Annotated in this window: 13 protein-coding genes; 6 read left to right on the top strand and 7 right to left on the bottom strand. The window is 65.7% G+C overall.

Annotated features, from left to right (window positions below; translation table 11 throughout):
• The first annotated feature begins 34 nt into the window (after positions 1-34).
• The 5 genes from ABDC25_RS07055 to ABDC25_RS07035 all read left to right on the top strand — a co-directional run bounded on the left by ABDC25_RS07055 (position 35) and on the right by ABDC25_RS07035 (position 4,572).
• On the top strand, positions 35-1,111 hold the full coding sequence (locus ABDC25_RS07055) for a Rieske (2Fe-2S) protein (protein WP_021201548.1): 1,077 nt from the start codon (positions 35-37) through the stop codon (positions 1,109-1,111).
• Positions 1,108-2,919, top strand: a complete 1,812-nt coding sequence (locus tag ABDC25_RS07050; RefSeq protein ID WP_021201549.1) for a ubiquinol-cytochrome c reductase cytochrome b subunit — start codon at positions 1,108-1,110, stop codon at positions 2,917-2,919. Before ABDC25_RS07055 ends, ABDC25_RS07050 begins: the two co-directional genes overlap by 4 nt.
• 80 nt (positions 2,920-2,999) lie before the next feature.
• Positions 3,000-3,404 (top strand): Rid family hydrolase, encoded by a 405-nt coding sequence (locus ABDC25_RS07045; RefSeq protein WP_021201550.1) that lies wholly within the window; start codon positions 3,000-3,002, stop codon positions 3,402-3,404.
• Positions 3,401-3,922 (top strand): GNAT family N-acetyltransferase, encoded by a 522-nt coding sequence (locus ABDC25_RS07040; RefSeq protein ID WP_021201551.1) that lies wholly within the window; start codon positions 3,401-3,403, stop codon positions 3,920-3,922. The genes ABDC25_RS07045 and ABDC25_RS07040 overlap by 4 nt, the downstream gene beginning before the upstream one ends.
• Before the next feature lie 230 nt (positions 3,923-4,152).
• Positions 4,153-4,572 carry a rhodanese-like domain-containing protein gene (locus ABDC25_RS07035; protein WP_021201552.1) on the top strand — a complete coding sequence of 140 codons (420 nt, stop codon included), beginning with the start codon at positions 4,153-4,155 and terminating at the stop codon, positions 4,570-4,572.
• Between the two features lie 65 nt (positions 4,573-4,637).
• Here the strand turns inward: ABDC25_RS07035 and ABDC25_RS07030 are convergent, their stop codons facing one another.
• The 5 genes from ABDC25_RS07030 to ABDC25_RS07010 all read right to left on the bottom strand — a co-directional run bounded on the left by ABDC25_RS07030 (position 4,638) and on the right by ABDC25_RS07010 (position 9,692).
• Positions 4,638-5,072, bottom strand: a complete 435-nt coding sequence (locus tag ABDC25_RS07030) for a cytochrome c oxidase subunit 4 (RefSeq protein ID WP_021201553.1) — start codon at positions 5,070-5,072, stop codon at positions 4,638-4,640.
• A 3-nt stretch (positions 5,073-5,075) separates the two neighbouring features.
• Complete coding sequence (gene ctaD, locus ABDC25_RS07025; protein WP_021201554.1) at positions 5,076-6,809, bottom strand: cytochrome c oxidase subunit I; 1,734 nt, start codon at positions 6,807-6,809, stop codon at positions 5,076-5,078.
• Between the two features lie 3 nt (positions 6,810-6,812).
• Entirely contained in the window at positions 6,813-7,715 is a 903-nt protein-coding gene (gene coxB / locus ABDC25_RS07020; protein WP_029258335.1) for a cytochrome c oxidase subunit II, read from the bottom strand.
• A 140-nt stretch (positions 7,716-7,855) separates the two neighbouring features.
• On the bottom strand, positions 7,856-8,218 hold the full coding sequence (gene erpA / locus ABDC25_RS07015) for an iron-sulfur cluster insertion protein ErpA (RefSeq protein WP_017830247.1): 363 nt from the start codon (positions 8,216-8,218) through the stop codon (positions 7,856-7,858).
• Positions 8,219-8,288: 70 nt separating this feature from the next.
• The gene (locus tag ABDC25_RS07010; RefSeq protein ID WP_029258336.1) at positions 8,289-9,692 is read right to left on the bottom strand and encodes a dipeptidase; all 1,404 of its coding nucleotides are present in this window, start codon (positions 9,690-9,692) and stop codon (positions 8,289-8,291) included.
• A 46-nt stretch (positions 9,693-9,738) separates the two neighbouring features.
• Between ABDC25_RS07010 and ABDC25_RS07005 the strand changes: the two genes are divergently transcribed.
• A complete protein-coding gene (locus tag ABDC25_RS07005; RefSeq protein ID WP_021201557.1) occupies positions 9,739-10,311 on the top strand; it encodes a DUF3043 domain-containing protein in 573 nt (190 codons plus the stop codon).
• Here ABDC25_RS07005 and ABDC25_RS07000 read toward each other — a convergent pair.
• Complete coding sequence (locus ABDC25_RS07000) at positions 10,286-11,323, bottom strand: quinone-dependent dihydroorotate dehydrogenase (RefSeq protein WP_021201558.1); 1,038 nt, start codon at positions 11,321-11,323, stop codon at positions 10,286-10,288. The genes ABDC25_RS07005 and ABDC25_RS07000 overlap by 26 nt on opposite strands.
• A gap of 10 nt (positions 11,324-11,333) precedes the next feature.
• Entirely contained in the window at positions 11,334-11,804 is a 471-nt protein-coding gene (nrdR, locus tag ABDC25_RS06995; protein ID WP_021201559.1) for a transcriptional regulator NrdR, read from the bottom strand.
• Positions 11,805-11,806 lie beyond the last annotated feature (2 nt).

Below are 11,806 nucleotides of genomic sequence, written 5' to 3'. Positions count from 1 at the left end.
CTTAATCATCGAAGAGGAACGTACGAGGAGCACCATGGCACACGACGACGACTCGCAGGCTCTTGACAGGGCCTACCAGCCCTCTCCGGGGCTGGGTGTCGCAGTCAGCGATCCCGTGCAGAACCCCGGGCTTCCGCCGCACCGCGAGCGGATGACCGATAAGGACCCGCGCGCCGAGAAGGCCGCTGTCCGCACTGTCTACACGCTGTTCTATCTCTCGCTCGCCGGCAGCATCTGGGCGGTCGCCGCCTACATGCTGTTCCCGATCGAGAGCGGCGCGCTCATCGACATCCGGCAGAACAACCTCTTCATCGGTCTCGGCATCGCGCTCGCGCTGCTGGCCCTCGGCATCGGTGCCATCCACTGGTCCAAGGCCCTCATGTCCGACAAGGAGTTCATCGAGCACCGCCACCCCACCCGTGGCAAGGACTCCACGCGCGAAGCGGCCATCAAGGCCTTCTCCGACGCGAATGAAGAGTCGGGCTTCGGCCGTCGCTCGATGATCCGCAACTCGCTTTTCGCCGCGATCGTCGCCTCGATCATCCCCGGCGTGACGCTGTTCCGTGGCCTGGCGCCGCACTCCACTCCGGAAGACCCCACCGCGGGCGACCCGGTCGTGCTGCTCAAGCACACCATGTGGGAAGAGGGCGCGCGCCTGGTGCGCGATCCCGACGGCACCCCGATCCGCGCGGCTGACGTCACCCTGGGTTCGGCGTTCCACGTGATCCCGGAGGAACTCGCCACCCTCAGCCACAGCGACGGCTACCTCGAAGAGAAGGCCAAGGCCATCGTGCTGATGATGCGCCTGCGCCCCGAGCAGCTGATCGAGGCCGAGGACCGCAAGGACTGGTCCTACGACGGCATCGTCGCGTACTCCAAGGTCTGCACGCACGTCGGATGCCCTGTGGCTCTGTACGAGCAGCAGACCCACCACCTGCTGTGCCCGTGCCACCAGTCGCAGTTCGACGTCACGGACCATGCAAAGGTCATCTTCGGCCCGGCGGCTCGTCCGCTGCCGCAGCTGCCCATCACCGTCGATGACGAGGGCTACCTGGTCGCACGCAGCGACTTCAAGGAACCCGTCGGCCCGAGCTTCTGGGAGCGCCATTGAGCACCGCAACGCTGTCCAAAGAGGACAAGGACACCAAAGCGCCCCTCGGCGGTCGCTTCGTCGGTGCCGCGTCGAACTACATCGATGAGCGCACCAGCCTCTCCGGCTTCGTCAAGGAGCTCGGACGCAAGATCTTCCCCGACCACTGGTCGTTCATGCTCGGCGAGATCGCGCTCTGGAGCTTCGTCGTGGTGTTCCTCTCCGGAACCTTCCTGACGTTCTTCTTCCAGGCGTCCATGGTCGAGACCCACTACACCGGCGCCTACGCTCCGATGCGGGGTATCGAGATGTCCGCGGCGCTCGAGTCGTCGCTGCACATCTCCTTCGATCTGCGCGGTGGACTCCTGGTCCGGCAGATCCACCACTGGGCCGCCCTCGTGTTCATCGCCGGCATCGGCGTGCACATGCTCCGCGTGTTCTTCACCGGTGCCTTCCGCAAGCCGCGTGAGCTCAACTGGGTGATCGGCTTCATCCTCTTCATCCTCGCGATGGCCGAGGGCTTCACCGGATACTCGCTTCCCGACGACCTGCTCTCGGGCAACGGCCTCCGCATCATCGACGGCATGATCAAGGGTCTCCCCCTGATCGGCACCTGGACCTCGTTCCTCCTCTTCGGTGGCGAGTTCCCGGGTACCGACATCGTCGGACGCCTGTACACGCTGCACATCCTGCTGCTGCCGATGCTCGTCATCGCGCTGATCGTGGTGCACCTGATGCTCATGATCATCAACAAGCACACGCAGTTCGCCGGCCCGGGCCGCACGAACGACAACGTCGTGGGCTACCCGATGATGCCGGTGTACATGTCCAAGATGGGCGGATACCTGTTCATCGTCTTCGGCACCATCGTGTTGATCGCGACGTTCTTCCAGATCAACCCGATCTGGAACTACGGTCCGTATGACCCGTCCCCTGTCTCTGCCGGCACCCAGCCCGACTGGTACATCGGCTTTGCCGACGGCGCCCTGCGTCTGGCACCGTCGAACTGGGACATCGTCTTCCTCGACCACACCTGGTCGTTCGGCATCATCGCCCCGGTTCTGGTCCTCGGCCTGTTCATCGTGGCGGTGGCGATCTACCCCTTCATCGAGGCGTGGGTCACCGGAGACAAGCGCGAGCACCACATCGCACAGCGCCCGCGCAACGCCGCGACGCGCACGGCGATCGGTGTGGCCGGCGTCATCTTCTACGCCGTCCTCTGGGCCGCGGCATCGTCCGACCTCATCGCGACGCACTTCATGCTCACGATGGAGGGCGTGATCCACACGCTGCAGGCCCTGCTCTTCCTCGGGCCGATCCTGGGTTACTTCGTCACGAAGCGCATCTGCATCGCGCTGCAGAAGAAGGACCGCGAGATCGTGCTGCACGGTTTCGAGTCCGGCCGCATCGTCCGCCTCCCCGGTGGCGAGTTCATCGAAGTGCACCAGCCGGTCGACAAGTACGACCGCTGGAAGCTGATCGACGTCGACACTTACGAGCCCCTCGTGGTGCGCCCCAATGACAAGGGCCGCATCCCGTGGACCGAGAACCTCCGTTCCTCGATCTCCCGTTGGTTCTTCGAGGACCGTCTCGCCCCGCTCACGCAGGCCGAGGTCGAGGCGGCGGATGCTCACCAGCACCACGTCACGGCTCACAACGACGAGACCGAGGCTGCAGAGATCCAGGGCGCCCACGAGCGCGCAGGATTCCCTGACGCCCCGCTCACGGTCGATGAGACCCACGTCGACGAGACGCCGAACACGCCGAGCACGGTCATCGCGACCGAGCCGGTGAAGAAGCCTCGCAAGAAGTCGGAGGATGGCGAGTAGTCGCCACTCCCCCACTGATGAAGGCCTCGTCCCTGCGGACGGGGCCTTCATCGTTAATCCCCTAATGAGAGGATCGATCCATGTCGTCCGTCGTCCAGCTGATCCGCGGCACCGCCCTCGCCGAAGTCCCCTACGCCTACGCCGCGACCGCACCGGCCGGCTCACGCCTGATCTTCCTCGCCGGCGCGTGCCCGCTGAACGACGATGGCACGACTGCTGCACCCGGTGACTACGCCGCTCAGGCGGCCAAGTGCGTAGAGACCCTCCAGGGGGCGCTCGAGATCGCCGGCGCGACCATCACCGACGTCATCAGCACGCGGGTACTCGTGGCCTCCTCATCGCAGGCCGACCTCGTCGCGGCCTGGGATGTCATCCATGCGGCTTTCGGCGCGCACGACGTGCCCAGCACGCTCCTGGGCGTGACGGTGCTCGGCTACGACGACCAGCTGGTCGAGATCGAAGCGATCGCGGCTGTCTCCGAATGAGCATCAACGTCGTCGTCCGCCCGGCCGCGCCCGACGATGACGCGGCAACGGAACAGATCGAAGTGGCCGCCGATGCCCTCCTCATCGAACGGTTCGGAGCCGTCGACTGGCCTCCCCCGACGCCCCCGCAGGAACGCGCGTCGATGCCGGGCTTCGTCCTCGTCGCCGAACACCACGACGGGACCACCACGACGCCGGTCGTTGTCGGCTTCGTGCACGTGCTGGAGCTCGACGGCCACGCGCATCTCGAGCAGCTCTCGGTGCTTCCCTCTTACGGACGCCAGGGTATCGGTCGTGAGCTCGTCACGGCCGCGCTCACGGAATCGCGCCACCGGGGTCATACCGAGATCACCCTTCGGACCTACATCGACGTGCCCTGGAACGCCCCCTTCTACACGTCCTGCGGCTTCGTCGTGAGCGAGCCGGACACCTCACTGCTCCGAGATCTGGTCCAGGTCGAATCCGCGCTGGGCCTCTTCGAGCACGGACCGCGCACGCAGATGACGGCTGTGCTCTGATTCACGGCTGTGCTCTGATTCACGGCTGTGCTCTGATCCACGGATGTGCTCTGATCGGTAGCAGTACGTCGATCGTCGAACGCGCCACGACCGACGACGGCACCTCTGCCGCTGACCTCGCCGGGCCGCCCTGGCTGGCGTATACCCCCGGCTCCGGCATTGACCGCAATCCGTCGCTGAGCGACTGGATTCCGCCGGATGGTTCCCGCGTGTCTCCGTAGGCTGGAATCATGATCGATCGTGCCGAGTTCTACGCAGCCAAGTTGACCTATGAGACAGACCCCAGCGATGTGCACGCGGCGCTCAAGGCCGGCGAGAACATCGTCGTCGTCGACGTCCGCTCCGACGAGGCGTGGGCCCAGGGGCGGATCGCCGGTGCCGTGCACATGCACTACAGCGAGATCGCCTCGCGTGCTGCCACCGAGATCCCCGAGGGTGCGGACGTGGTCGTCTACTGCTGGAGCCCCGGCTGCAACGCCGGCGCCAAGGGCGCGCTCGAGTTCGCCCGCCTCGGATACGCCGTACGCGAGATGATCGGCGGTTTCGAGTACTGGGTCCGCGAGGGTTACGCGGTCGAAGACAGCGATGGCGTCCACCACCGCCCCGTGGATCCGTTGACCGGCATCGCACGCATTCGCGCCCACGCCTGATCACGGCCCCGGCGCACGAAGAAGGCCCCCGGATTCCTCCGGGGGCCTTCTTCCGTGCAGCTGGGTCAGCGGGCGAAGTTGCCGCGGTAGTACTCGTACACCCAGCCGACGATCGCGACGACGAAGATCGCGAGGCCGATCGGCAGGAGGAAGTGCCCGACCGCGAGCCCCACGACGAAGACTCCCGCCGAGGCAGCGAGGACGATGGGCCACCAGGACCACGGGCTGAACTCGCCGAGCTCCGGGTCACCGTCGTCGATGTCGGAGGTCAGGATGTCTTCGGGCAGCTCACCACGCTGCGCCTTGTGAGTGCGATCGAGATAGAACGCGATCATCGCTGCCATGAAGGCGGCGAAGAACAGGGCGACCGTACCGACCCACTCGATTCGCATCGCGAAGTTGTCGTTCGGTGTGGCCAGGATGTGCCAACCGGTGTAGACGACTCCGACGAGAGCGAAGAACGCCGTCAGGATCCACCAGAGAATGACGTTGTCGCGCATGACTTAGTGGGCCTCTCGCTCGCCGGGAGCCGTCGTGGCGAACTCCGCAGCCTCCGGGTGATTCAGGTCGAACGCAGGCCGCTCGCTGCGGATGCGCGGGATCGACGTGAAGTTGTGGCGCGGGGGCGGGCAGGACGTCGCCCACTCGAGCGATCCGCCGTAGCCCCACGGGTCGTTGACCGTGACCTTCGGCGCCTTGCGGGCGGTGATCCAGACGTTCAGGAAGAACGGCAGCATCGAAGCGCCCAGGATGATGGCACCGATCGTCGAGACCTGGTTCTGCCAGGTCCATCCGTCGGCCTCCGAGTAGTCGGCGTAACGACGCACCATGCCGTCGACGCCCAGCCAGTGCTGGATGAGGAAGGTCATGTGGAAACCGATGAACAGAAGCCAGAAGTGCACGTAGCCGAGACGCTCGTTCAGCATGCGTCCGGTCCACTTCGGCCACCAGAAGTAGAAGCCGGCGAACATGGCGAACACCACGGTTCCGAACACCACGTAGTGGAAGTGGGCGACCACGAAGTACGAGTCGGAGAGGGCGAAGTCCAGCGGCGGAGCCGCGAGGATGACACCGGTCAGACCACCGAAGACGAACGACACGAGGAACCCGAGAGCGAAGACCATCGGAGTCTCGAAGGTGACCGACCCTCGCCAGAGGGTACCGATCCAGTTGAAGATCTTCACACCCGTCGGCACGGCGATCAGCATCGTCATGAGCGCGAAGAACGGCAGCAGGACCGAGCCCGTCACATACATGTGGTGAGCCCACACCGCGACCGAGAGAGCAGCGATGGCGATCGTCGCGTAGACGAGGGTCTTGTATCCGAAGATCGGCTTGCGGCTGAAGACCGGGAAGATCTCGGAGACGATACCGAAGAACGGCAGCGCGATGATGTACACCTCGGGGTGACCGAAGAACCAGAACAGGTGCTGCCAGAGCAGAACGCCGCCGTTGGCCGGGTCGTAGATGTGAGCACCGAGGATGCGGTCGGCTGCCGCGGCGAAGATGGCTGCGGCAAGCACCGGGAACGCCATCAGGATCAGGAGGCTCGTGATGAGCGTGTTCCACGAGAAGATCGGCATGCGCCACATCGTCATGCCGGGGGCACGCATCGTGATGATCGTGGTGATGAAGTTGACGGCACCGAGGATCGTTCCGAATCCGGAGATGCCGAGACCCACCATCCAGAGGTTTCCACCCGCACCCGGCGAGAACGATGCCCCTGCCAACGGCTGATAGGCGAACCACCCGAAGGATGCCGCGCCCTGCGGGGTGAGGAAGCCGGCCACCGCGATCGTGGAGCCGAACAGGAAGAGCCAGAAGGCGAAGGCGTTCAGACGCGGGAAGGCGACGTCAGGGGCGCCGATCTGCAAGGGCAGGATCGCGTTGGCGAAGCCGGCGAACAGCGGCGTCGCGAACATCAGCAGCATGATCGTGCCGTGCATCGTGAAAAGCTGGTTGTACTGCTCCTTGGTCGGGATGATCTGCATACCCGGCGCGAACAGCTCGGCACGGATGACGAGTGCCATCACACCGCCGAGGAGGAAGAACATCACCGACGCGATCAGGTACATGTACCCGATGGTCTTGTGGTCGGTGGAGGTGATCCACTTGACGACGATGTTGCCCTTCTGCTCGACGCGCGAGGAGCTCATGAGAGCGGCCTGGCGTGCGGGCAGAGTCTGGGGACGCGAGCGGGGAGACTCGTCGGTACGGGGAGCTTCTGTGGTCGACATGGCTTACTCCCCTCCTTCCTCGGTGTCGGTCTTCGGGGTGGTCCCCGGAAGGTTCGAGAGACGGTCGTAGGCGCCGGTGATGTCACCGGTGTTGCCCTGCTCCTCGAGCGACGCGAGGTAGGAGTCGTACTCGCTCTGCGAGACGACCTTCACGTTGAAGAGCATCATCGAGTGGTACTCACCGCAGAGCTCGGCGCACTTGCCGGCGTACTCGCCCTCACGGGTGGGGATGAACGACCAGGAGTTGTCCTTCCCGATGAACATGTCCTTCTTGTACAGGAAGTCGATGATCCAGAAGGAGTGGATGACGTCGCGCGACTGAAGGTTGATCGTGACCTTCTTGTCGACCGGCAGCACCAGTGTCGGCAGCTGCGCCTGATCGATGTTGCCGTCCTTGTCGGGCTGGGCCTGGATGCCCATGGTCCACACGGCGTCGGAGTTGTCCTTCTCGTCACCGTCGTACTGGAAGTCCCACGCCCACTGCTTCGCGATGGCGGTGATCTCGACGTCGGGCTCGTCCCACTTGGCCTCGATCTCCGTCTGATCGCGGGCGGTGAAGAAGAACATGCCCAGAACCAGGATGAGCGGCACGATCGTGTAGAAGATCTCGATCGGCATGTTGTAGCGCATCTGCACCGGGAGACCGGTCTGGCCCTTGCGACGGCGGTAGGCGATCGCCGCCCAAGCCATCAGGCCCCAGGTGATGATGCCGACGGCGAGAAGCACGATCCACGAGTTGACCCAGAGCGACGAGACACGCTCGGTCTGGTTGGTGGCCGCGGGTCCACCCTCCACGAAGCCCGGAAGAAAGCCGTTCAGCTCGGTGGGAGAGCATCCCGCCAGGGCCAAGGCTGCCGCAACTCCCACAGGGAGGGCGGCCCAACGAAGGCTGCGTTTCGAGGGCACGATGCACCTTTCAGATCGCGAACAGAGCACACCCAAGTCTAGGGCAACCTCACACCTGATTCATGCCATCCACGCAGGTTGTGGAACCAGAACGGCCGCCGTCACCGATGGTGACGGCGGCCGAGTCGGCAGAGCGAGGATCAGTGGAAGCTGTCGCCGCAGGCGCAGCTGCCCGCTGCATTGGGGTTGTCGATCGTGAACCCCTGCTCGGAGATCGTGTCCTTGAAGTCGATCGCCGCACCGTCGAGGTACGGGACGCTCATGTTGTCGATGATCACCTCGACGCCGTCGAAGTCGACCGTCTCGTCGCCCTCCAGATAGCGCTCGTCGAAGTACAGCTGGTAGATCAGGCCCGAGCATCCGCCCGGCTGCACGGCGACACGCAGACGCAGGTCGTCGCGGCCTTCCTGCTCGAGGAGGTTCTTCACCTTCGTGGCAGCAGCGTCGGTCAGGGTGACGCCGTGTGCGCGGGTGGTCTCTGGGGAGAGTGTGGTGTCGCTCATGTCGCTCCTTGTGACGGGCCGCAGATGCACGGCTTCTCGGATGATTCTACCGCCGCAGATGCTGTGAGGCTCAGAGTTCCGCCTCATTCATGCGGGCCAGCAGCAGCGCCTCGGTCGCGACCGCATGACGGAACGTGTCGAGGTGCAGCGACTCGTTCGGGCTGTGTGCCCGCGAATGGGGATCTTCGACACCGGTGACCAGGATCTGTGCGGCCGGGAACTCTCGCACCAGATCGGCGATGAAGGGGATCGATCCCCCCACGCCCAGATCGACCGGAGCGACTCCGTAGCCGTCACGCATGGCGTCGCGGGTCAGAGCGACCGCCCAGCCGCTCGTGTCCACCAGGAAGCCGTCGCCGAGATCGACATCCGAGAACGTGAGCTCTGCTCCGAACGGCGCATGCGCGCGAAGATGACCCTCGAGTGCGTCGTAGGCTTCCTGACCGGTCTGCCCGGGGGCGACGCGAGCGCTGATCACGACGGTCACCTCGGGGAGCAACGTGTTGGACGCCGCCGCGACGCTCGTGGCATCGATACCGATCACCGTGACCGACGGCTTGTTCCAGATGCGGCTGAGGATCGTCCCGTCACCGATCGGAGTGGTGCCGGGCAGAAGTCCGGCCTCATCGCGCAGAGTCGCCTCGGTGTAGTCCGGCGTCGGCGCATCGCGCTCCGTCATCCCCTCGACCGCCACCGAGCCGTCGGCGTTCCACAGCGTGGACAGCAGCGTGACGGTCGCCATCATCGCGTCGGGCACCGCGCCACCGAACATCCCGGAGTGCGAGGCGTGGTCCAGGGTGCGCACGCGCATCGTGAAGCGCGCGTTGCCGCGGAGGGAGACGGTGAGACCAGGAGTCACGGAATCCCAGTTGCCGGAATCGGCGACCACGATGGCATCAGCGCGGAGCGCATCCTTGTTGTCGGAGAGGAACTGGGCGAATGAACGGGATCCATACTCCTCTTCGCCCTCGATGAACATCGCGATACCGAGCTCGAGGTCATCGCCGAGCACCTCGCTCACCGCACGGATCGAGGCGATGTGCGACATGATCCCGGCCTTGTCGTCTGCCGCTCCACGCCCGTAGAGACGCCCGTCGCGTACGGTCGGCTCGAACGGCGGCGTCTCCCACAGGGCGTCATCCCCAGGAGGCTGCACGTCGTGGTGCGCATAGAGCAGGATGGTGGGCTTGCCGTTGCGTGCCGCGCGGGTGGCGAGGACGGCCGGCTGTCCCTGCTCCTCGGTGCCCGGGATCGCTGCGCGGAGCACGCGCACCTCGTCGAAGACCCCCGTGTCCGATGCCAGGGCCGCCACGGCATCCGCACTGCGTTGCAGCTGGGTCTGATCGAACGCGGGCCAGGCCATACCCGGAATGCGAACGAGGTGACCGAGATCCGACAGCGCTGCGGGGATTCCGGTCGCCACCGCCTCGAGGACGGCGGCATCGGACTCACGGGGAGGAACAGGAGAGGTCATGCGAGTAATCTTAAGGTGATCCCCCGCCGGCGAACCGAGGAACTCCGTGTCCACTACCCCTACCTCCCCTTCCACGAACGACGACGCCCCCGAGACGACTGCCGTCGGCAAGGGGCGCGCGACGCCGACCCGTGCGGAGCAAGAGGCAGCACGTCGCCGCCCCCTGGTCGCCAACACCAAGGAAGCGAAGGCGGCCGCGAAGGCGGACCTCAACGAACGTCGTGCCCGCGCCCAGGCCGGCATGGCCGCCGGCGAGGAGAAGTACCTCCCCGTCCGCGACAAGGGCCCGCAGCGCCGTTGGGCGCGCGACTACGTGGACGCCGGCTGGCACCCGGCCGAGTTCGTGATGGGAGTGATGGTGCTGGTCATCCTCGCCTCGCTCGTTCCGGCCAACACGGTCATCTCGTTCTACGCCTACATCGTCATGATGGGCTACCTCGTCATCGCCATCGGCGGCATGGTCCTGCTCGGCATGCGGGTCAAGCGCAAGGCCGCGGCGAAGTTCGGCAAGGATCGCCTCGAGCGCGGCCTCGGATGGTACGCCGCGATGCGCGCGCTCCAGATGCGCTTCATGCGTCTGCCGAAGCCGCAGGTCAAGCGCGGCCAGTACCCCGACTGAGCAGTCCCCTGTTGATCTCGCGGCCCCAGAACGGACCGCGGTACAGGAAAGCGGTGTAGCCCTGCACGAGGGTCGCCCCCGCATCGAGGCGCTCCTGCACGTCGGACGGCGTCTCTACTCCCCCGACGGCGATCACGCAGAAGTCGGAAGGAACCGCTTCGCGCACCACGCGGAGCACTTCGAGCGAGCGCTTCTTCAACGGCGCTCCGGACAGACCTCCCGCTCCGGCAGCCTCGACTGTGGCGGCATCCGTGAGCAGCCCGTCTCGGCTGATCGTGGTGTTGTGAGCGATGATTCCTGCGAGCCCCTCGGCTACCGCCATCTGCGCGATCGCCGTGATCTCCTCGTCAGAGAGGTCCGGTGCGATCTTGACGAGCAGCGGAGTGGCCCCGGCTGCCTCGCGCACGGCACGCAACAGCGGCGCGAGCGTTTCGACGGCCTGCAGTCCCCGAAGGCCCGGGGTGTTCGGAGACGACACGTTCACGGCCAGATAGTCGGCGAGCGGAGCCAGCCGCGCCGCCGAGGCCACGTAGTCGGCCGTCGCATCCTCGACCTCGACGACTCGGCTCTTGCCGATGTTGACGCCGATGATCGTGTCGGGTGCCCCGCGACGCAAGCGTGCGAGACGACGTGCCGCTGCATCCGCACCCGCGTTGTTGAAGCCCATCCGATTGATCACGGCACGGTCCGCGATGAGACGGAAGAGCCGCGGCTTCGGGTTGCCATCCTGCGGTATCGCGGTCACGGTGCCGACTTCCACGTGCCCGAAGCCGAGAGCCGCGAGTCCCCGCACACCCACCGCGTTCTTGTCGAAACCCGCGGCGACGCCGAACGGTGACGGGAACGTGAGACCGAGCGCTTCGACGCGCAGCGACGGGTCGGGACGGGTGATCGCACGCGTGGCCCACGAGAACGGGGGCACGCCGAGAACGCGGATCACCGCCATGCCGGCGTGGTGGGCGAACTCGGGATCGAAGCGCGAGAGGACAGCGCGGAAGAGCAGCGGATACATCCCTGCCAGATTACCGCTCCTCGGACTCCCTCTTCGTGTGGTCGGCACGCAGATCGGTGATCGCGGCCTCGAAGTCCTCGAGGGAGTCGAACGCCTGGTAGACGCTGGCGAAGCGCAGGAACGCGACCTCATCGAGTTCACGCAGCGGGCCGAGGATCGCGAGACCGATCTCGTTGGTGTCGAGCTGCGAGACACCGGTCTGGCGCACGGCCTCTTCCACGCGCTGTGCGAGCACGGCGAGGTCGCCCTCCGTGACCGGACGGCCCTGGCATGCCTTCCGCACGCCCGTGATGACCTTCTCGCGACTGAACGGCTCCATCACGCCGGAACGCTTGATCACGTTGAGGCTCGCGGTCTCGGTCGTCGTGAAACGGCCACCGCACTCCGGGCACTGTCGACGGCGCCTGATCGAGAGCCCGTCGTCGCTGGTGCGTGAATCGATGACGCGGGAGTCGGGGTGTCGACAGAAGGGGCAGTGCATCT

The organism is Microbacterium sp. SY138 (assembly GCF_039729145.1).
In the GTDB taxonomy this organism is placed as follows: domain Bacteria; phylum Actinomycetota; class Actinomycetes; order Actinomycetales; family Microbacteriaceae; genus Microbacterium; species Microbacterium maritypicum_A.
The sequence above is the reverse complement of the archived record's forward strand: the minus strand, read 5'-3'. Positions and strand labels throughout refer to the sequence as shown.